General features: G+C 61.7%; 16 protein-coding genes. 12 read left to right on the forward strand and 4 right to left on the reverse strand.

What is annotated here, in order from left to right; genetic code table 11:
• Positions 1-85: 85 nt before the first annotated feature.
• From epmA to LJE98_RS15075, 7 genes are all read left to right on the forward strand, one after another.
• A complete protein-coding gene (gene epmA, locus LJE98_RS15045; protein ID WP_229576040.1) occupies positions 86-1,153 on the forward strand; it encodes an EF-P lysine aminoacylase EpmA in 1,068 nt (355 codons plus the stop codon).
• Complete coding sequence (locus tag LJE98_RS15050; protein WP_229576041.1) at positions 1,146-2,189, forward strand: lysine-2,3-aminomutase-like protein; 1,044 nt, start codon at positions 1,146-1,148, stop codon at positions 2,187-2,189. Before epmA ends, LJE98_RS15050 begins: the two co-directional genes overlap by 8 nt.
• Before the next feature lie 160 nt (positions 2,190-2,349).
• The gene (locus LJE98_RS15055) at positions 2,350-2,601 is read left to right on the forward strand and encodes an acyl carrier protein (RefSeq protein ID WP_229576042.1); all 252 of its coding nucleotides are present in this window, start codon (positions 2,350-2,352) and stop codon (positions 2,599-2,601) included.
• Positions 2,601-3,782 carry an acyl-CoA dehydrogenase family protein gene (locus LJE98_RS15060; RefSeq protein WP_229576043.1) on the forward strand — a complete coding sequence of 394 codons (1,182 nt, stop codon included), beginning with the start codon at positions 2,601-2,603 and terminating at the stop codon, positions 3,780-3,782. Before LJE98_RS15055 ends, LJE98_RS15060 begins: the two co-directional genes overlap by 1 nt.
• A 4-nt stretch (positions 3,783-3,786) precedes the next feature.
• On the forward strand, positions 3,787-4,695 hold the full coding sequence (locus tag LJE98_RS15065; RefSeq protein WP_229576044.1) for an amino acid--[acyl-carrier-protein] ligase: 909 nt from the start codon (positions 3,787-3,789) through the stop codon (positions 4,693-4,695).
• A gap of 7 nt (positions 4,696-4,702) precedes the next feature.
• Positions 4,703-5,668: a DUF1839 family protein gene (locus tag LJE98_RS15070; RefSeq protein ID WP_229576045.1), complete on the forward strand. Its 966-nt coding sequence runs from the start codon at positions 4,703-4,705 to the stop codon at positions 5,666-5,668.
• Positions 5,669-5,679: 11 nt separating this feature from the next.
• Positions 5,680-8,148, forward strand: coding sequence for a glycosyl hydrolase 2 galactose-binding domain-containing protein (locus tag LJE98_RS15075; RefSeq protein ID WP_229576046.1), 2,469 nt, complete (start codon positions 5,680-5,682; stop codon positions 8,146-8,148).
• Positions 8,149-8,172: 24 nt separating this feature from the next.
• On the opposite strand, the gene LJE98_RS15080 is transcribed toward LJE98_RS15075, so the two are convergent.
• The 3 genes from LJE98_RS15080 to LJE98_RS15090 form a co-directional block, all read right to left on the reverse strand.
• On the reverse strand, positions 8,173-9,297 hold the full coding sequence (locus LJE98_RS15080; protein ID WP_229576047.1) for a hypothetical protein: 1,125 nt from the start codon (positions 9,295-9,297) through the stop codon (positions 8,173-8,175).
• Positions 9,297-10,481, reverse strand: a complete 1,185-nt coding sequence (locus tag LJE98_RS15085) for a glycosyltransferase family 4 protein (protein ID WP_420710157.1) — start codon at positions 10,479-10,481, stop codon at positions 9,297-9,299. The genes LJE98_RS15080 and LJE98_RS15085 overlap by 1 nt, the downstream gene beginning before the upstream one ends.
• A 125-nt stretch (positions 10,482-10,606) precedes the next feature.
• The gene (locus LJE98_RS15090) at positions 10,607-11,608 is read right to left on the reverse strand and encodes a glycoside hydrolase family 5 protein (protein WP_229576250.1); all 1,002 of its coding nucleotides are present in this window, start codon (positions 11,606-11,608) and stop codon (positions 10,607-10,609) included.
• A gap of 402 nt (positions 11,609-12,010) precedes the next feature.
• Here LJE98_RS15090 and purU point away from each other — a divergent pair, with 402 nt between their 5' ends.
• The 3 genes from purU to LJE98_RS15105 all read left to right on the forward strand — a co-directional run bounded on the left by purU (position 12,011) and on the right by LJE98_RS15105 (position 16,507).
• Positions 12,011-12,895, forward strand: a complete 885-nt coding sequence (gene purU, locus LJE98_RS15095; protein WP_229576049.1) for a formyltetrahydrofolate deformylase — start codon at positions 12,011-12,013, stop codon at positions 12,893-12,895.
• A gap of 115 nt (positions 12,896-13,010) precedes the next feature.
• Positions 13,011-15,938, forward strand: a complete 2,928-nt coding sequence (locus LJE98_RS15100; RefSeq protein WP_229576050.1) for an aminotransferase — start codon at positions 13,011-13,013, stop codon at positions 15,936-15,938.
• Between the two features lie 161 nt (positions 15,939-16,099).
• Positions 16,100-16,507, forward strand: coding sequence for a DUF3307 domain-containing protein (locus LJE98_RS15105; protein ID WP_229576051.1), 408 nt, complete (start codon positions 16,100-16,102; stop codon positions 16,505-16,507).
• Between the two features lie 9 nt (positions 16,508-16,516).
• Here the strand turns inward: LJE98_RS15105 and LJE98_RS15110 are convergent, their stop codons facing one another.
• Positions 16,517-17,410, reverse strand: a complete 894-nt coding sequence (locus tag LJE98_RS15110) for a LysR family transcriptional regulator (RefSeq protein ID WP_229576052.1) — start codon at positions 17,408-17,410, stop codon at positions 16,517-16,519.
• Between the two features lie 149 nt (positions 17,411-17,559).
• Here LJE98_RS15110 and LJE98_RS15115 point away from each other — a divergent pair, with 149 nt between their 5' ends.
• Together LJE98_RS15115 and LJE98_RS15120 are read left to right on the forward strand one after the other, a co-directional pair.
• Entirely contained in the window at positions 17,560-18,843 is a 1,284-nt protein-coding gene (locus tag LJE98_RS15115) for an NAD(P)/FAD-dependent oxidoreductase (protein WP_229576053.1), read from the forward strand.
• Positions 18,844-18,881: 38 nt separating this feature from the next.
• A complete protein-coding gene (locus LJE98_RS15120) occupies positions 18,882-20,423 on the forward strand; it encodes an aldehyde dehydrogenase family protein (RefSeq protein ID WP_229576054.1) in 1,542 nt (513 codons plus the stop codon).
• Positions 20,424-20,476: the final 53 nt, after the last annotated feature.

Raw genomic sequence — 20,476 nt, forward strand, 5'->3', positions numbered from 1 at the left:
TGACGTCTTCGAATTTCTCGGGCGGGACTAACCCAAATCCGGCAAAATAGCCAGCCCGTGTTGAGAGAAGGATCGAGAATCCGGAATGTCTGACCGCAGCCGTTCAGCCCCTGCGTGGTGGTCATCATCGGCCCACGCCGATCGACGGCCATTCCTGATCGGACGCAACCGGATCCAGGCCGCGTTTCGCGCCCGCTTCGCCGCCCAGGACTTCGTTGAGATCGATACCGCGACCCTGCAGATCTCCCCCGGCAATGAAGCCCATCTGCATGCTTTCAAGACCGAGGCGATCGGTCACGATGGCTCTGCCGTCCCGCTCTACCTGCACACATCCCCCGAATTTGCCTGCAAGAAACTGCTTGCCGCCGGCGAAACAAGGATTTCGTGCTTTGCCCATGTCTATCGCAATCGCGAGCGTGGCCCGCTGCATCATCCCGAATTCACCATGCTCGAATGGTACCGTGTCGGCGCAGGCTATGAGCAGCTCATGCAGGACTGCGCCGACCTGATCGCCCTCGCCGCCCGGACAGCGGGCACGCAGCAATTTGCTTACGGCGGCAAGACCACAGACCCCTTCGCAATGCCCGAACGGATCTCGGTCGCGGACGCCTTCACCCGCCATGCCGGCATCGACGTGCTGGCCACGATTGATGACGACGGCAACCCGGACCGGAACATGCTGGCGACGCAGTTGCGGCAAGCCGGCATCCGTGTCGCGGACGATGACACCTGGGCTGATCTGTTCAGCCGCGTCATCGTGGAAAAGGTCGAGCCCAATCTCGGCAATGGTCGGGTCACCATCCTCGACCGCTACCCCGTCGCCGAGGCGGCCCTTGCCCGCCCCTGCCCCGACGACGCGCGTGTAGCCGAACGCTTCGAGGTCTATGCCTGCGGCGTCGAACTGGCCAATGCCTTCGGCGAACTGACGGACCCCGCCGAACAGCGTCGACGTTTCGAGGCCGAGATGGTCGAGAAACAACGCGTCTATGGCGAGACTTATCCGCTCGACGAAGACTTTCTCGAGGCCCTGGCAGCGATGCCCGAGGCCTCCGGCATCGCACTCGGTTTCGATCGTCTTGTCATGCTTGCAACCGGGGCACTCCGGATTGATCAGGTGATCTGGGCGCCGGTGGCGGAGACCCATCTTGGCTGAGGCGACCCTGCGCAGTGTTGATGATCTCGTAACGGATGGCCTCGTCCGAGCGGAAGAGGCTGGGACCCTCGACGCCGTTGCCGCACGCTACGCCATTGCATTGACGCCGACTGTCCGCGCCCTGATCGACGTGAACGATCCTTCTGACCCGATTGCCGCCCAATATGTGCCGAGCGCCGACGAACTGGTCGAACACCCCGACGAACGCCCCGACCCCATCGGCGACCATCCGCACTCGCCCGTGGACGGCATAGTCCATCGCTATCCGGACCGGGTTCTGCTCAAACTCGTGCATGTCTGTCCTGTCTACTGCCGCTTTTGTTTCCGCCGCGAAATGGTCGGCCCCCAGGGCGACGGAAATCTCGGCGCCGACGCGTTGCGGAAAGCACTCGACTACATCCGCGCCGACAAGCGGATCTGGGAAGTGATCCTGACCGGTGGCGACCCGCTGATCCTGTCACCGCGCCGGCTGAAGGCAGTCATGCAGGAGCTGGCGACGATCGCCCATGTCCGCATCGTCCGCGTTCACAGCCGTGTGCCGGCCGTCGATCCCGAACGCATATCCGAAGACTTGCTGGATGCGCTTAAATCCGGCGGCAAGACGCTCTATCTCGCCTTGCATGTAAACCACCCGCGCGAACTCACCCCGGAGGTCCGCAAGGCCTGCGCCCGCCTCGCGGCCGCCGGTGTCCAGCTGGTCAGCCAGAGCGTCCTTCTAAGAGGCATCAACGACAATGCCGAGACGCTGTCCGAGTTGATGCGCGACTTCGTCGAAATCGGTGTGAAGCCCTACTATCTCCATCATCCCGACATGGCACCGGGAACCAGCCATTTCCGCCTGACCATCGCGGAAGGCCAGGCGATCATAGGGGAAATGCGGACCAGACTTTCAGGCCTGTGCATCCCGCATTACATCCTGGATTTGCCAGGCGGCCATGGCAAGGTGGAGATCGGCACGAATACCCTGCGCCAAATTGGACCAAATCGATACATCGCTCTCGATCGCCACGGGTCAGAACATGTCTACGACGGCTAGCGCGGCCCTGCCTGCCGTGGAATCCGCCGAATCTGGCTCCTTTTCGCCCGTCAGTGCAGCGCTTTCATTCTGAATTTACTGAAACGCTTAGCGGAAACTTCGTCTTTTCCCTGTAAGAAATCGCTCAATAGATTTCGAACGTCCGATCGGAGGGAAAACGATGAACGAAACCATTCGCACCTTGCTGGCCAAGCTTGGTGGCCTCCCGGTCGCCGTCGATACGCTTGCAGACGAAGCTGACCTTTATGCAGCCGGCCTGTCGTCCTTCGCGTCGGTCCAGCTGATGTTGGGCCTCGAGGAAGCCTTCGACATGGAGTTCCCGGATCACCTCCTGAACCGCAAGTCCTTTGCCAGCATAGCCGCCATCGAAGCGACGGTTGCGACCATCGTCGGGGACAGAAAGGTCGCCTGATGGACCTCTGCTCCACATCGACGGACAAGAGCCTGAAGGCGCGCGCAACCCGCGTCGCCGCAGTCGCCGCGATACATGCCGACGATGTCGACAAGGCCGGCCGGTTCCCGAATGAAGCGGTCGACGCCATGAAGGCGGAACGTTTGTTCGGGATCCAGATCCCCGTCGATTGCGGCGGCGAGGGGCGTTCGACCTCCGAGATCGCCGAACTCTGCACCATCATGGCCCAGGGCTGCGCCGCGAGCGCCATGATCTTCGCCATGCACCAGATCAAGGTGTCGAGCCTTGTCTCGCACGGGACCGAAGCCGGCTGGCATCGGGATTTCATGCGCCGGATCTGCGCTAACCAATTGCTCCTTGGCTCTGCGACGACCGAAGGCGGCATCGGTGGCAATCTGCGCAATTCGATATGCGCCATCGAGGTCGAGGGCGACCGGTGCCGGCTGGAGAAGGACGCCACCGTCATCTCTTACGGCATGCACGCCGACGCAATCCTTGTCACTTCCCGCACCCACAAGGACGCGCCCCCCAGCGATCAGGTGATGACCGTCTTTCTGGAGGAGCAGTACACGCTGGAGCAGACCCATGTCTGGGATACGCTCGGCATGCGCGGCACCTGCTCCGACGGCTTCCTGTTCAAGGGCGAGGCGCCAGCAGTACAGATCCTGCCGAAACCCTTTGCCGAAATCGCCGCTCAGTCCATGTTGGCAAGCTCACATCTTCTCTGGAGTGCACTCTGGTACGGCATCGCCGTCGACGCCTTTTCCAAGGCGCAGAGTTTCGTCAGAGCTGCCGCACGCAAGACACCGGGCACACAGCCTCCCGGCCTCGTTCAACTTGCCGAAATGTCCGGCCAGCTACAGGCCATCCGCTCGAACATTCAGGCCGGGCTCGCATCCTACGAGCAGGCGTTGAAAGACCCGGACCGCCTGTCGTCCATGGGCTTCGCCGTCACCATGAACAACGTCAAGATCGCCTCCTCCGAGATGATACTGCCCGTGATCAATCAGGCGCTCAGGATCTGCGGCATCATGGGCTACAAGAACGGTACGCCCTACAGCCTGGGCCGCCATCTGAGGGATGCCCACTCGGCGGAGCTCATGATCTCGAACGACCGCATCCTCGGCAACACCGCGACGATGCTCCTCGTACACAAGCAAGAAACCGGATTGTTGGGGTAGTGACATGGATATGCAGGTGAGTTTTCTGGACCGCCTCTTCGACAGCGGCCTTCTCATCGAGACCGGCGTCGATGGTCTCTATGGACGCAGCGGCCAGTTTGAGGACGTGATCGCTGCCTTCGAACGCCTGATCGACAGGATCGGCGGCGGCGACGGAGCCGAAGCGATCCGCTTCCCGCCCGGCATGAACCGCGCCTACTTCGAGACGAGCGGCTATATGAAGAGCTTCCCGCAGCTCGCCGGCACCGTGCATTCCTTTTGCGGCAATGACCACCACCACCTGAGCCTCTTGCAATGCATGGAGGAGGGCAAGGACTGGACCAAGGAGCAGAAGGCAACCGACATTGCCCTGACGCCCGCCGCTTGCTACCCGCTTTATCCGACCGTCGCCAAACGCGGCCCGATTTCGATGGACGGCGGTCTCTTCGACCTGCAGTCCTATTGCTTCCGCCATGAGCCTTCCAAGGATCCGGCACGCCAGCAGCTGTTCCGCATGCGTGAATATGTCTGCATGGGCACAGAGGCCCATGTGACGACCTTCCGCCAGACCTGGATGGATCGCGGCGTCGAAATGATGAAATCGATCGGTCTCGACGTCGAGATCGATGTGGCAAACGACCCCTTCTTCGGCCGCGCCGGCAGGCTTCTCGCCAACAACCAGCGCGACCAGAACCTGAAGTTTGAATTGCTGATCCCCGTCACGTCGCAGACCAACAAGACGGCCTGCATGAGCTTCAACTATCACCAGGACGCCTTCGGCCAGAAATGGGGTCTCTCACTGACCGACGGCTCGGTTGCCCACACCGCCTGTGTGGGCTTCGGTCTTGAGCGCATTGCGCTCGCCCTTTTCGCCCAGCATGGCCTCGACGTCGCCGGCTGGCCGGAGCCCGTGCGCAAGACGCTCTGGGGCTGAACCAGCAATGGCATCCGTCTTTGCCGGACTCGACCCGGACAACTATATCCCCCACGCGCTCCACGCTCAGGAGCGCATGTGGCCTGAAACCAACTGCTATGTCGATCTCTGGATCGAGGTGCTATCGGCCGCCGGTTTCATGCCCGAGGCAATGCTCGGCTTTACGCTGACCCAGGATTTCGAAGGCGACCAGCTTACCTTCTTCAAGGTACCGCTGGAAGATCTCGAACAGCTCTACGACATCCGGGTGACAGAGCTTGCGATCTTCGACACCGTCGAGAGCCATGTTGCCGAGCAGCTGACGCGGGGACGCCTCTGCCTCGTGGAAATGGACAGCTTCTTCATGCCTGACACCCAGGGCGTGGGTTATCGGCAGGAGCATGGCAAGACCACAGTTGGCATCAACCGCCTCGACATGACCAACCGGGTGATGGACTACTTCCACAATGGTGGCTTCTTCCGTCTGGAGGGAGAAGATTTCGACGGCGTCTTCCAGCATGACCTGCCAGAGGGCACCCTCCCATTCCTGCCCTACACGGAATTTGCCAAGTTCCCGAAGGCGCCCGTTTCGGCAGCCCATCAGCGTCAAACCGCAACGACACTTCTGGGCCGCCATTTCGCCCGCCGGCCAGAAGAAAATCCGATTGCCGCCTTCGCCTCGGTGTTCCCGAGACAGGTCGAGGCCGTCGCTGAACGGCCCTTCGGCTATTTCCACAAATACGCCTTCAACACGCTGCGCCAGTTCGGGGCCAATTTTGAACTACTGGCGAGCCACCTCTCCTGGCTCGACGAACCAGCATACAGGTCAGCGATCGCAGACGCATTGAAGATCAGCGAATGCGCCAAGACAGTGCAGTTCCAGCTCGCCCGTGCCGTGACGCGCAAGAAGTTCGATCCGTTGGCGTCAGCCCTCGATCCCGCCATTGCAGCCTGGGACCGCCTGATGGATGATCTGGGCAAAAGGCTGACGTGAAGGACAATACGATGACGGGAACGATCTATCTGGGGGCCGATACGCGTCCCCTGGAGCAGGGCTGGACCCTTCTGATGACCGAGGCGGGCCGCTATCGCGCGCCGGCTGATCTGCCCCGCACCGCCTTCCACATTTCCGCGCCCGTCCCCGGAACCGTCGCGGCCGCGCTGACCGAGGCCGGCTTGTTCGATCCTGCGGATCCGAGCCCCCTCCACGACAAGGACGTCTGGTATCGTCGATCGCTCGCCGGCGAGCGGCCTGGCCCAGCGGTACTCCGGTTCGAAGGCCTTGCGACCATCGCCGAAATCTTCGTCAACGGCGCATTGCAGCATACGAGCGAAAGCATGTTCGAACCCGTCGACCTCGCGCTCGACATGTCTGGCGATGATGAGTTGGTGATCTGCTTCCGAGCTTTGCAACCCTACCTTGAGAAGAAGGGGCCGCGAGCGCGCTGGCGTCCGCAGATGATCGACCAACAGGGTCTGCGCCTTGTGCGAACATCTCTTCTCGGCCACATGCCAGGCTGGTGTCCCGAAATCCATCCCGTCGGACCGTACCGTCCGATCTCTCTTATCCGACCGTCGCGTGACAACGTCTCGGGTCTTCGCATCAATGCCGATCTCGACGAATTCGGCACAGGCCATCTCACCGTCGAACTCGAGGAAAAGACCGGCACCGAGTTGGCGATCATCTGCTGTGGCCGCACGGCGCAGTTCGACAAGGGATCGCCCCGGCGATTGATTGCCAAACTTGAATTGCCTGCCGTTGCGGCCTGGTGGCCGAGGACGCATGGCGACCCGATTTTGCACGACGTCTCGCTGGCGATCGACGGACGCATTCATCCGCTCGGCCTCGTCGGTTTTCGCCGCATCGAGGTGGACCGCGACGAAGATGGCAAGGGCTTTGGGCTGAAGGTCAACGGCGTGCCCGTCTTCTGCCGCGGCGCCGTCTGGACCAATACAGACCTCCTGAGGCTGCCGAGTTCGGCGGAAGCCTATGCGCCCTGGCTTGCCAAAGCGGCCGAAGCGAACATGAACATGATCCGCATCGGCGGAACCATGACCTATGAGAGTACAGACTTCTTCCGTCTCTGCGACCGTCTGGGCATCATGGTTTGGCAGGACCTGATGTTCGCCAACTTCGACTACCCCGTCTCTGACGAAGAGTTTTCCAGGCGGGCGGTGGCCGAGGTCGAGACTATCCTCGCCAGCCTGCAGGGTCATCCGTCCCTGGTCGTCATTGCCGGCGGCAGCGAAGTCTTCCAGCAGGGCGCCATGCTCGGCCTTCCCGAGCGCATCTGGCAATCCGAGTTCTTCACCGGGACGCTCGCGCGGGCCACCAGAGATCATCGTCCGGACGTCGCCTATATCCCCAACTCCCCCTATGGCGGCAGCATGCCCTTTGCGCCGAATGAAGGTGTAACCCACTACTACGGCGTCGGTGCCTACCAGCGCCCCCTCGAAGACGCCCGTCGGGCAAATGTCCGATTTGCCGCCGAATGTCTGGCTTTCGCCCATGTCCCACAACAGAGGACGCTCGACGACAACCTTGCCGTCCCGCCGGTTCACGACCCGCGCTGGAAGGCCCGTGTTCCACGCGATCGGAGCGCCTCCTGGGATTTCGAGGACGTGCGCGACCACTACCTTGCACAACTCTATGCCGTTGATCCCGCGCGATTACGCCGGGAAGACCCTGCAGCCTATCTCGACCATAGCAGAGCGACCACGGCAGAGGTCGTCACGGAAACCTTTGCGGAGTGGCGCAGAAGCGGATCATCCTGCCGCGGGGCTCTGACCTGGACCTTCCAGGATCTCGAAGCAGGGCCAGGATGGGGCGTCATCGATGCAACCGGCGAGCCGAAATCCGTATGGTATGCCCTGAAGCGCATCTTCCGACCGATCCAGGTTCTCATGACCGACGAGGGCACGAACGGGCTCGACATTCACCTCGTCAACGAAACGGCGACGAGTGAGACGGTGACGCTCGAGATAGCCTGCCTGCGGGATGGCAGCCAGGCGGTGGTCGCCGCCAGCAGGGCCATGTCGCTCGGCGCTCGCTCCTCCCATCGCCTGCCGGCCACGGAACTGTTCGGTGCCTTCTTCGACACCACCTATGCCTACCGCTTCGGCCCGCCATCCCATGACGTCACCGTTGCGAGACTTGTCGGCACCGGCGGCAACCTCATCGCAGAAGCGTTTCACTTTCCACAAGGGCGAAACGCCGCCAAGCATCCCGCCAAGGTCGATCACGCCATCCGGGACATTGACGGCATCTGGTGGCTGGAACTCTCCACCAGCCAGTTCGCCCAATCCGTCCATCTCGATTTCGACCATTTCTGGCCGGGGGACGATTGGTTTCACCTGGCGCCGGGGCGAGTGAAGAGGATCAGGCTTTCTCCGAGAGACGGCATTCAGCCGGGGCAAAAGCCCCGGGGCACGCTGCGCCATTTCGGCAGCCGAACGGTCCAGTCACTGTCCTGATCCCATTCAGGTCATGACACGAATTCAGGCAGCACCCGGCGCGTGGAACAGCCGGTCGACAACTTCTTCCCAGTCGCAGATACCGGACGTATCGATGGTCAGGTGGTCCATGACCTTGGCGCGTTCGAAGGCCGCCCGGATCGACTCCTGATCGTCGGGCTCATAGGCACAGACATTGTCCCGACCGGCCGCCGCAAAGCGCGGCGCGACAATCGGCAGATGGCAATAGCTGTACTGGATCATCTTCAGGCTCGACTGGCTGAGATAGTCGGCACCGGCGCCGGAACGATAGGGGGCGATCCCGACATCGGCGAATTTGATGAACGGCACGATGGTTGCGAACGGCACTTCACCATGTACGACGATATTGGCCATCGGCTGTAGCGGCAGCGCTTTCTTGCCGAAGAGGTGGAAGGTCCAGTCCGGATTCGCGACTGCAAGGGTCTCGATCATGCCGGCATCGAACATCATGTCGCCGACGCTGATCGCATGGCGCTGGCCTCGATAGGGGCTGGTGGCCGCGGCCTCGAACAGTCCTTTGCTGATCCCGTGCGGAACGAAAACGACCCGATCCTGGGCAGCGAAATCCGAGCGCATTGCCTCTGCCATGATCCGGATCTGATCATACTGCGGCAGCGTGGCATTCAGTTCCTCGATGATGCAGGGATGCACCCTGATCGTCTCCAGCCGGTCGGCCGCGTGGTAGATGAACTTCGCCTTTGGCGCATGTCGACGCAGATATCGCGTCAACAGCGGCGAAGGCCCGCTTTCAATGACGATATGCGAGTAGGACGACAATCGTTCCGTGACGGCCTTTGGCAGGAAATGCCCGTACCGACGGTAAAGCGGAGCCACGACAGCGTTCAGCCAACCGTAGCGCAGATTGATCGGGTGAAACGGGGCGAACCAGACGAATTCTTCGAGGCGCTCGTCCAGCCGGAACCACGTATTGATCGGACGCGTGAGCGCATGTTTGTAACGCCCGTCACCGATGAAACGGCTGAGCGGACTGAGCCGGCAGATCAGGAAATCGACCGCCGCTCCCTCCTCGCGCAGTTGATCCGACATGAAGTGGAGATCGACGCGGCGAGGAGCATCCGCGAAGTGATGTCCCGAAACGACAAGGATACGCTTGGAAGCTGATTTCATCAGGCTAGCACCTCCTGCGACCGGGATCCAAGGACTTCTCCATAGAGAGCGACATGCCGATCGCAGACGTCAGACCAGCCATGCTGCGAGGCGGCGACCATCATCTCGGAGCGACGACCGGGTGAAGCGAACAACGCCTCGTATGTGCCCTCTATCGCCGTTGCAGCGACATCCGCGCGGGAAAAATCGCTTACCGCGACCCTGGAATGACGGGCTGCGAGCGCCTGATAGGCGTCATTGCAATGCAGCACAGGCACAAGCCCGGCGCTCATCGCCTCGACGGCCACCAGACCAAAGCCTTCATATTCCGAGGCGGATACGAAGAGCGACGACCGCGACAACACTTCGCGCACCTCCGCATCGGATATGCCGACATGCAGGTGCACCTCATCCTGGAGACCGCGTGTCGATATTGCGGCCCGAAGCTCCGCCTCCGTCTGGTCGGACGGCGAACCGACAACGTCCAGATGCCAGCCGATCGACCGGCTTTTCAGCGCAGCCATGCAATCAAGCAGACGGTCGAGCCGCTTGTTGACGGAAAATCGACCAATCGTCACCATACGCCGCACGGGCGTCTTACTGCCGAGCGCAGCGAACTTCTCGATATCCACGCCGTTCTCGATCAGACGTGCCCTATGCCCGGCGATGGGCGCGAACATCCTGTGGTCTGACTGGCTGCAACAGACAAGCGCATCGTAAGCGAGCGCAGAAGCACGGGTCGCCGTCTGGAACCAGATCTTCTTGATGGCCGCATGGTTCTTGGTGTGGAAGAACCCTCCATGCGTCGTGGCGATGAGCGACTTGCGGTGAAACGGCCGTGTCCAGGCAAGCGCGTCGTAGAAGAAATCGACACCGTGGACATGAACGAGATCCGCATCGGAGATATGTCGGAAAACTGCAGGTGCCAGCGGATAGCGGCTGCTGCCGCGCCAGGGGATCCTGACGACCTCGACCCCGTCGATCATCTCGCGAAAGGGCAAGATCTCGCCGGGATCGCGAAACAGCCGATCGAGTGTCACCACGCGCACCGCGAACCCGCGGGAAGCAAGGGAGCGGCTGAGATTGGAAACGACGTCTTCGAGACCGCCCCGGCTCGGCGCATACTGGCGCACGATCTGGACGATACGCGCGCCCTCGGCCAAGCCTGTCACGGCGCTTGGCCTTGACGCAGTCATGCTCTCCATGCCGCACCCTCTCGTTGGATGGTTCCAGTCAATCTTCCGGCCTGCCTAGAGGAAAAGCGTTAAAGTCGCGTTTTCGGGCATTTTTGAAGGTGAAGCATCTGAAGTGGGTAACCCATGCATCGACATCAGGGGCCGAGTGCCGGACAGGTCGATGCCTTAGCTGAAAAGTCTTTCAGGACCGGCGTCAGACCCCGAAGCTGCGGCCGGTCGCCAGACGCTGTCGGCTGGATGTTCAGTGCCTCTTCTTCCGGCCACCAGTCGCCGCCGGCCCAGTAAGCCCAGCCGATCCAGACATCATGGTCCCGCTCGACCACTTTTACCATGCGTTCGAGCGCCTGAATGCAGACCTCGTCACCCGGCACGCCGAATTCGCCCAGATAGCCGCGCTTGCCGTTGTCACGCAGCCAACGTGAGTAGTTTTCGATCGCCGCGACCGCATCATCCGCCCGGCTGCAATTGTCATTCGTCCCGGAGAAATCGTCGTCGAAATACTGGTGCACTTCGAAAGCGTAGTGCTCGAGCGGATCCTTCACCCCGAGCATGACCGTGCCATTGGCACCGTCATAACCTTCTCCGGTCCAGCTATGCGCGCCCGACCAGGCATTTCCCGGCACGAGGATGAGATTGCGGGCACCCGTGGCCCGGATCGCCGCGATTGCAGCATTGGCTCCATCCAACCATTGCGCGGTCGGCATGGTATGCGGTTCGTTCATCAGCCCGAAGACGATACCGTCCTGATTGCCAAAGGCCAGAGCAAGCCTGGTCCAGAATTTCGCGAATGCCTCGTAAGGTACGCCCGGTGAGCCGATCAATTCGCCTCGATACCGGGCGTAGTTGTGCGGGTCGAGGACCACGGTCAGCCCCGCCGCGCGCAAGCGCAATACCGTATCTTTGAGCCGATCGAATTCCGCCTGATCGAAATCAGCGTCCAGCGATGTTTGCAGGCGAGACCAGGAGAAAGGCAGCCGCGCGGAGTTGAACCCCTTGTCGGCGAAATAGGCGATCGTCGCGTCGGTCGGATAGGTATAGGCCGTACCATAGACACCGTCTTCCTCACCGAACTCGGCACCTGCAAGGTTGACGCCCCTGAGGCACGTCCCGCTTGCAAGCACCGGCTGCGACGTCATGGCAAGGAGCCCGAGCGCGACACAGGAGGCACGCACCAGATCGATGAGGGTGCTTGTGCCGGTGGGAATTTTCATTCGGGATGCCATGACGGTCTCGGTCCGGAGCTAAGTTGGGCGCAGGTTATTGGTGCTTGGGCAAAGGTCAATGCCACGGATGGGGGGACCCGGTGATTTGTCCGTCGTGACCATGGGAACGGCGAAGATGCGCCTTCGAAAGGCGCAATAGGAACGAGGTTTTGCATTTCCTGCCCTAATCTCGACCCAACGCGAAGACAGGAAGGCGCGCCGTGAAAAGGCCTCCCCTTCGCAAGGACAACAGTCAGTTTCCGGTGCGCGCTTCCGATCGCGCCGGAGATGCGATAGAGACACGCGGCTGCACCCGCCGAGGAGATGATAGAACCTATGACGAGCTATGTATTGACCGTATCCTGCCAGTCGACCCGCGGCATCGTGGCTGCGATTTCGGGCTATCTCGCGGAGCAGGGTTGCAACATCGTCGACAGTTCCCAGTTCGACGACCTTCACACCGGCCAGTTCTTCATGCGCGTGTCCTTCATCTCCGAGGAAGGCGTCGCTGAAACAAAGCTGGAAAAGGGCTTTGGTCCCGTCGCCGAAAAATTCGGCATGAACTGGGAATTGCACGATGCCGCCAAGCGCATGAAGGTGTTGCTGATGGTCTCGCGTTTCGGCCACTGCCTGAACGACCTTCTCTACCGCTGGAAGATCGGCGCGCTGCCGATCGACATCGTTGGCGTCGTCTCCAACCACTTCGATTACCAGAAGGTTGTCGTGAACCACGACATCCCCTTCCACCACATCAAGGTGACGAAGGAGAACAAGCCGGAAGCTGAGGCCCGAATCATGGACCTGGCAGAACACACCGGCACCGAACTGATCGTACTCGCCCGCTACATGCAGGTTCTGTCCGATGACATGTGCCGCAAGATGTCCGGCAAGATCATCAACATTCACCACTCCTTCCTGCCCTCCTTCAAAGGGGCGAACCCCTACAAGCAGGCCTTCGAGCGCGGCGTGAAGCTGATCGGTGCGACGGCGCACTACGTGACCACGGACCTTGATGAAGGCCCGATCATCGAGCAGGACGTCGCGCGCATCACCCATGCCCAGTCGGCAGACGACTATGTCTCGATCGGTCGTGACGTTGAAAGCCAGGTGCTGGCACGGGCCATCCACGCCCACATCCATCACCGTACCTTCATCAACGGCAATCGTACCGTCGTTTTCCCCGCAAGCCCGGGCTCCTACGCCTCCGAGCGGATGGGCTGACACTGACATGGGCGCCGGCAACGGCGCCCATTGCCTTTGCTCCCGCCGTTCTGCGGGATAGACGCCGAGCAAGGCTCTGCTAATCTCCCGTCATGATTCCCCTGGGAGAAACCGTATGGCCGACTCGGATCTGCTCCAGCGCACCGAATTGCCACGCCCGAACGTCTCGCTCGACGACGCCAAGTTCATCTTCAGTGAATTCTATGGTTTCAGTGGTCCCATCCGGGAACTCGGCAGCCAGCAGGATCGCAACTTCCAGATCGACACCGGCACGCAACGCCTCGTCCTGAAGGTGACGCGTGCGGACTATCCGCGCCACGAGCTGGAAGCCCAGAACCACGCCATGGAGCATCTTCGCAGTCTCGACACAGGCTTGCGTATTCCTGAGCCGATCGCCGCCCTTACAGGAGACTACATTCCGCAGATCGAGCTCGACGGCGAGCGCTACTGGATCAGGCTGCTCTCCTATCTCGATGGTCAACCGCTGACCCGCCAGAAGCACCTCTCGGCCGAAACCGTCGCCGCCTTGGGCGATGTTGTGGCGCGTGTCGCGCGTGGACTGAAGGATTTCAGGCACGACGGCCTCGACCGGGAACTGCAATGGGACCTGCGCCGGGCAGGCCCGATCGCCCTGCATCTGCTCAAATCCATTACGGACCAGAAGCAGCGAGACCGGATTGCCAAGGCCATGATCATGGCAGTCAAGCGCATCCAGCCGCTTGCCCCCAGTCTCCGCATCCAGGCCATCCATCACGACATCACCGACGACAATGTCGTCGCTACACCGAACGCCGCAGGGCGACTGATGCCGGATGGCGTAATCGATTTCGGTGACGTGCTGTATGGCTGGCTGGTGGCCGATCTCGCCGTCACCTGTGCCGCACTGCTCCATCATGCCGATGGCGACCCATTTTTCATCCTGCCGGCGGTCAAAGCCTTCCACGAAGCCTACCCGCTGAGCAATGAGGAACTGAAAGCACTCTGGCCGTTGATCGTCGCGCGGGCCGGAGTGCTCGTCGCCAGCAGCGAGCATCAGCTGTCGATCGAACCGGACAACGACTACGTACTCGGCAATGTCGACCATGAGCGCGCGATCTTGGAGGTCGCCACATCGGTGCCTTATCCGTTGATGGAGGCTGCAATCCTGGACGCTGCCGGCGCGAGCAACGATGCGCCGGATATCGAGATTTCGCATCTGCTGCTCCCGTCGCTCAAGGCCGGCGATTTCCGGCTGACCGACCTGACCGTCACCAGCCCGGACCTGCCGCGCGACAGCTGGGCAGACCAGGAGATCGACTGGAAGCTGCTTGCACGTGCCGCGGTGGAAACCGGTGTCGCATCGACCCGCTATGGCGAGTATCGGCTGTCTTACACCAAGCTTCTCTCTGTAACGGCGCCGGCCACCTATGCCCTGCATATCGACGTCTGTCTTCCCGGCGCGACAGAAGCTTTCGCCCCTTTCGATGGCACCATCCTGCTCGACGGGCATCATCTCATCCTGTCTACGCATGCTCTGTCGCTTCATCTCGATGGCATCGACTGCAGCCTGGAAGACGGAGCGAGCGTCACGGCGGGTGATGCCATCGGCAAGGTGGCAGGCGCGGCCGGCGGCATTGGCGGCCTGCGAATTCAGCTCTGCCGCGATCCCGATCTCGTTCCGCCACTCTTTTCAAGACCACAGCAGAGCACCATCTGGCGGCGCCTCTGCCCGTCCCCGTCATGCCTCCTCGGTGTCGGCGTGGACGCGCCCGAAACGGACAGCGCCGCCGTACTGGACCGCCGCCACAGGAGCTTCGCCAAGCCGCAGAAGCACTACTATGCCAATCCGCCACAGATCGAACGCGGCTGGAAGGAACATCTCTTCGACGTAAAGGGCCGCGCTTATCTCGACATGGTCAACAACGTGACGATCCTCGGTCATGGCCACACCCGCCTGGCAGGTGCCGTTGAGCGGCAATGGGCGCTGCTCAACACCAATTCCCGCTTTCACTACGCGGCTGTCGCAGAATTTTCGGACCGGCTGGCATCTCTGGCTCCGGAAGGGCTGGACACCGTTTTCCTCGTCAACTCCGGCTCAGAAGCCGTCGATCTGGCACTAAGGCTAGCCTGGGCCCATAGTGGCCATCGCAATATCCTGAGCTTGCTTGAGGCATATCACGGCTGGACGGTTGCCAGTGATGCCGTTTCGACCTCGATCGCCGACAATCCCCGCGCCCTGGAGACCCGCCCAGACTGGGTCCATCCGGTCCTGTCACCCAACACCTACAGGGGCAAGCATCGCGGCGACGGATCGACGGAAGCCTATGTCGGAGCTGTTGCCGAAAAGATTGCAGAGATCGAAAACAGCGGTGGCCAGCTTGGCGGCTTCATCGCCGAAAGCGTCTATGGCAATGCGGGTGGTATTCCGCTGCCCCCCGGATATCTCCGCGCAGTCTACGATCTGGTTCATGAACGTGGCGGTCTCTGCATCGCCGACGAAGTGCAGGTCGGTTATGGCCGGCTCGGCCACCACTTCTGGGGCTTCGAGCAGCAGGGCGTCGTGCCTGATATCATCACGGTCGCCAAGGGCATGGGCAACGGCCAGCCGCTTGGCGCCGTGATCACACGTCGGGAGATCGCCGATAGTCTGGAGAAGGAAGGCTACTTCTTCTCGTCGTCCGGCGGGAGCCCCGTAAGCTGCGTGGTCGGCATGACGGTCCTCGACATCATGCATGACGAGGGCCTGCAGGAGAATGCACGCGTCACCGGCGATCATCTCAAAGCCCGCCTTGAAGCTCTCGGCCAGCGCTTCCCGCTTGTCGGCGCCGTTCATGGCATGGGTCTCTATCTCGGACTGGAATTCGTTCGCGATCGTGAGACACTTGAGCCGGCGACGGAGGAAACGGCCGGGATCTGCCAGAGGTTGCTCGATCTCGGCGTGATCATGCAACCGACGGGCGATCATCTTAACGTTTTGAAAATAAAGCCACCGCTCTGCCTTAGCCGCGAAAGTGCGGATTTCTTCGTCGACATGCTGGAAAAGGTGCTTTCCGACGGCTGGTGACAAACCCACAGGCACTACCATGGTCCTAACGGGCAGCACCGAAACGCCGTCTTTATGTAAAGGAAGCGCAAAGCGCAAAACTGAGTAGCCCAAAAGGCCGCTTCACAGCGTTTTGGAGAGTGGTCTATCTTCGGTCAGGTCCCAATGCCGAAGGAACGTTCATGCCCACCATGCCGGAGCAAATCTCCACCCAGCTTTTCATCTGGGCCGTCGCTCTGTTCATCATCAAGCACTTGGTGGCCGACTTCCTGTTCCAGACAAGCTGGATGGCAAAGGGCAAGGAACAACCGACGAACTGGCGTGCTCCGCTGCTCGCCCATGTCTCGGTACACGCGGCCGGCACGCTGCTGATAGCTCTCCTGCTCGCTCCACAGCTTGCCTGGCTTGCCGCGATCGATTTCGTGGTGCACGGGCTGATCGACAAGAGCAAGACCTTAGTCCAGAAGCGATACCGACTGAATGTCGAGCAGGCCGCCTACTGGTGGCTTCTCGGCACCGACCAGACACTTCATCACCTGACGCATCTGGTCTTCGCCGTCTGGATCGCAGCGACGGCCACCGCCATCTGATCGAAGACTTCAGGCTTCGGACAATTCCCGCAAGATCCACGCGCGAAAGGCGACGAGCGGCGGATACTCCGCCCTTTCGCGTGGAGAGGCGAGATAGTAGCGTTGCGCACTCCGCATCGGCCGGTCGATGGCAGGGACGAGTTCGGCCCGCGCAAGCTCATCCTGGATCAGGAAGGTCGGCAACAACGCAACGCCCAGGCCACCGATTGCCGCCTGAGATGCCGTGGCGAACTGGTCGAAGAGCATGCCGTGTACGCTCTCGAAGGCGATGCCGTTTTCGGTGAACCAGCGCTCCCAGGCATCCGGCCGCGTGGTAAGATGCAACAGCGACGCGGCGAGCAGATCGGCAGGCTTCTCGATCGCGAGCTTGCGTCTGTAGCCGGGGCTGCAGGCCGGAATGGTCTCCTCCTCCATCAAGAGGGTCAGTTCCGCACCCGGCCACACGGCATCGCCGAAATGGATCGCCGCGTCGATGGAATCGAGGCGGAAGTCGAAGGGAGACAGCCGCGTCACCAGATTGATCGTGATGCCGGGATTGGCTGCCAGAAACTGCCCGAGACGGGGCGCGAGCCAGCGCGCGCCGAAGGTGGGCAGGATCGCCAGATTCAACGTTCCTCCCTGCGGATTGGCGCGCAGGTTGAGCGAAGCGCTCGAAATGCGCCGGAGCGCCTCACGGATCTCGCGAGCATAGCTGTCGCCCGCGACCGTCAGGCGTATCGTCTGCCGTTCACGCAGGAAGAGCTCCACCCCGAGCTGGTTCTCGAGCGCCTTGATCTGGCGGCTGACGGCACTCTGAGTGAGGTCGAGTTCACGTGCGGCCGCCGTGATGCTCCCGGTACGCGCCGCGGCCTCGAAGGCGGCCAGCAAGGAAAGCGACGGGAGGAAGCGGCGCGCGGGGAGCATTGGTCATGCCTTTTCGGAATGATCTGTTGAGAATTTATCGCTGGAATGGGGTAGAACGCTCTTCTAGAAATCACAAGACAGTACGAGGCGGAATGATGCACCCTGAATGGGCTGCGGCCTCGAAACCATTGAGAGCCCGGGGCCATGCAATGCTGAACGATCCTCGCTCCCACGGACTTTGGGAAAAGACGGCCCCGGCTGCTCCACAGGCACCGCCGCTCGAAGGCACGGCCAAAGCAGATGTCGTGATCGTCGGTGGCGGTTATACCGGCCTCTCCGCAGCCCTGCACCTCGCCGAAGCCGGGACCAGCGTCATTCTCCTCGAAGCCAAGGAAATTGGCTTCGGAGGCGCGGGCCGCAATGTCGGGCTGATCAATGCCGGCATGTGGGTCATGCCGGACGACCTGCAGGGAGAACTCGGCCCTGTTTATGGCGAACGTTTGCTCGAACTCCTCGGCAACGGCCCGCGCGCGGTGATGGATCTGATCGACCGTCACGGGATCGAATGCGAGCTTGAACGCACGGGCACCCTGCACTGCGCCGTGGGAACCGGTGGGCGCAAGGAGATCGAGGCGCGCGCCGAGCAATGGCAACGTCGGGGTGCACCGGTGGAACTGCTCGATGAAGCGCAGACCGAATACAAGATCGGAACACGTGCGTATCAAGGCGCTCTGCTTGACCGCCGCACCGGAACGCTGCAGCCCCTCGCCTATGCAAGGGGACTTGCACATGCGGCACAGAAGGCCGGAGCGGTTCTGCATACGGCAAGCCCGGTCGTGTCCTACGACAAGACAGCAAAGGGGTGGCGAGTCTCAACCGCGCAAGGCTCCGTCGATGCGCAATGGATCGTTGTCGCAACGGATGCCTATAGCCACGGCCCCTTCGCCGCTGTGCGCGAGGAACAGGTTCACCTGCCCTATTTCAACTTCGCCACCGTCCCGCTCAGCGACAACTTGCGTAAGTCTGTACTGACGGAGCGCCAAGGGTGCTGGGACACGAAGGAAGTGCTTTCCTCCTTCCGCTTGGACAAGGCGGGACGAATGGTCTTCGGCAGTGTCGGCGCCTTGCGCGGCACCGGCCTTTCCATCCACCGCGCCTGGGCGCAGCGGGCCCTGAAGGCGATCTTCCCTCAGATCGGCGACATCGCCTTCGAAAGCGAATGGTACGGCCAGATCGGCATGACCACCAATGCCCTGCCGCGTTTTCACAAGTTTGCGCCAGGCGTCATCGGCTTTTCAGGCTATAATGGCCGCGGCATCTCGCCGGGGACCGTTTTTGGAAAGACGATCGCAGGCCATATCCTCGGCCAGATAGCAGAGGGAGAACTTCCCCTGCCACTTACCGATCCACAAGCACCGGCCTTCCGCACCCTGAAGGAAACATGGTACGAGGCCGGCGCCCAGGTGGCGCATCTGGCCGGCGCACGATTTTGAACGAACAAGAACCAGGTAGACCTGACGGAAGGACCACCATGACCCTCGCCACTCTCAAGTTTTCTGCCGAAACGGCAACCCTCATGGCAAGCTTCGGCGTCGACGCCAAGGCACTGACTGGCGGCACGCTGTCGGTACGTTCGCCGATCAACGGTGAGACCATCGCAGCCGTCGCCGAAATCTCGGCCGACGACACCCGCAAGGCCATCGACGCAGCCCACAAGGCCTTCCTCGAATGGCGCCTCGTACCCGCCCCGCAACGTGGCGAACTGATCCGCCTGCTCGGGGAGGAACTGCGCGCCGCCAAGACCGAACTCGGCCGTCTGGTCTCCATCGAAGTCGGCAAGATCACCTCGGAAGGCCTGGGCGAAGTTCAGGAAATGATCGACATCTGCGATTTCGCCGTCGGTCTGTCGCGTCAGCTCTACGGCTTGACGATCGCAACCGAACGCGCCGAACACCGCATGATGGAAACCTGGCACCCGCTCGGCGTCACCGGCATCATCTCGGCCTTCAACTTCCCTGTGGCGGTCTGGTCGTGGAACGCCGCACTGGCTCTGGTCTGCGGAAACTCCACGATCTGGAAGCCGTCGGAAAAGACCCCTCTCACCGCCATCGCCACCCATGCGATCTTCGAAAAAGCTTTGAAGCGATACAACGCCCAGGGCGGCAAGGCGCCAGCCAATCTCTCGACGCTCCTGATCGGCGGCCGTGACATCGGCGAGATCCTCGTCGATCATCCGAAGGTCCCGTTGATCTCGGCAACCGGCTCGACCGCCATGGGCCGCGCTGTCGGCCCGCGCGTCGCCGCCCGCTTCGGCCGTTCGATCCTCGAACTCGGCGGCAACAATGCCGCCATCGTCGGCCCGACCGCCGATCTCGATCTGACGCTCCGTGGCGTTGCCTTCTCCGCCATGGGCACCGCCGGCCAGCGCTGCACAAGCCTGCGCCGCCTCTTCGTGCACGAAAGCGTCTACGACACGCTGGTGCCGCGCCTCGTCAAGGCCTATGGCTCCGTCACCATTGGCAACCCGCTGGAAGCCGGCAACCTGATCGGACCGCTGATCGACAAGGGCTCGTATGAGCGCATGCAACACGCCCTGGAAGCCGCAAAGGCCAATGGCGGCAAGGTGCACGGCGGCGACCGCGTCCGCTCTGACGAAGCAGCTGAAGCCTTCTACGTGCGCCCGGCGCTCGTCGAAATGACGGACCAGTGCGGCCCGGTCGTTGAGGAAACCTTCGCCCCGATCCTCTATGTCATCAAATATGCCGATTTCGACACGGCGCTCGCGCTCAACAACGATGTGCCCCAAGGTCTCTCGTCGTCGATCTTCACCAACGACATCCGCGAAGCCGAAGCCTTCGTCTCCGACCGTGGCTCGGATTGCGGGATTGCCAATGTCAACATCGGCCCGTCGGGTGCCGAAATCGGCGGTGCCTTCGGTGGTGAGAAGGAAACGGGCGGTGGCCGCGAATCCGGCTCGGACAGCTGGAAGGCCTATATGCGCCGCCAGACCAACACCGTGAACTACGGCCGCACCCTGCCACTCGCCCAGGGCGTCAAGTTCGACATCGACTGAGTGTGCAAGGGCCGGTGGACATCCACCGGCCCTTCCTCCCTGCGACAAAGGTC

The sequence above is a fragment of the Rhizobium sp. 'Codium 1' genome, from assembly GCF_020889605.1.
Lineage (GTDB): Bacteria > Pseudomonadota > Alphaproteobacteria > Rhizobiales > Rhizobiaceae > Allorhizobium > Allorhizobium algae.

Bases quoted from the DNA above. Each gene is read 5' to 3' on its own strand.
- LJE98_RS15080 (WP_229576047.1), bottom strand. From the start codon at position 9,297: ATGAAATCAGCTTCCAAGCGTATCCTTGTCGTTTCGGGACATCACTTC.
- epmA (WP_229576040.1), top strand. From the start codon at position 86: ATGTCTGACCGCAGCCGTTCAGCCCCTGCGTGGTGGTCATCATCGGCC.
- LJE98_RS15105 (WP_229576051.1), top strand. From the start codon at position 16,100: ATGCCCACCATGCCGGAGCAAATCTCCACCCAGCTTTTCATCTGGGCC.
- LJE98_RS15085 (WP_420710157.1), bottom strand. From the start codon at position 10,481: ATGGAGAGCATGACTGCGTCAAGGCCAAGCGCCGTGACAGGCTTGGCC.
- LJE98_RS15075 (WP_229576046.1), top strand. From the start codon at position 5,680: ATGACGGGAACGATCTATCTGGGGGCCGATACGCGTCCCCTGGAGCAG.
- LJE98_RS15100 (WP_229576050.1), top strand. From the start codon at position 13,011: ATGGCCGACTCGGATCTGCTCCAGCGCACCGAATTGCCACGCCCGAAC.
- LJE98_RS15070 (WP_229576045.1), top strand. From the start codon at position 4,703: ATGGCATCCGTCTTTGCCGGACTCGACCCGGACAACTATATCCCCCAC.
- LJE98_RS15110 (WP_229576052.1), bottom strand. From the start codon at position 17,410: ATGCTCCCCGCGCGCCGCTTCCTCCCGTCGCTTTCCTTGCTGGCCGCC.
- LJE98_RS15060 (WP_229576043.1), top strand. From the start codon at position 2,601: ATGGACCTCTGCTCCACATCGACGGACAAGAGCCTGAAGGCGCGCGCA.
- LJE98_RS15115 (WP_229576053.1), top strand. From the start codon at position 17,560: ATGCTGAACGATCCTCGCTCCCACGGACTTTGGGAAAAGACGGCCCCG.
- purU (WP_229576049.1), top strand. From the start codon at position 12,011: ATGACGAGCTATGTATTGACCGTATCCTGCCAGTCGACCCGCGGCATC.
- LJE98_RS15065 (WP_229576044.1), top strand. From the start codon at position 3,787: ATGGATATGCAGGTGAGTTTTCTGGACCGCCTCTTCGACAGCGGCCTT.
- LJE98_RS15055 (WP_229576042.1), top strand. From the start codon at position 2,350: ATGAACGAAACCATTCGCACCTTGCTGGCCAAGCTTGGTGGCCTCCCG.
- LJE98_RS15120 (WP_229576054.1), top strand. From the start codon at position 18,882: ATGACCCTCGCCACTCTCAAGTTTTCTGCCGAAACGGCAACCCTCATG.
- LJE98_RS15090 (WP_229576250.1), bottom strand. From the start codon at position 11,608: ATGACGTCGCAGCCGGTGCTTGCAAGCGGGACGTGCCTCAGGGGCGTC.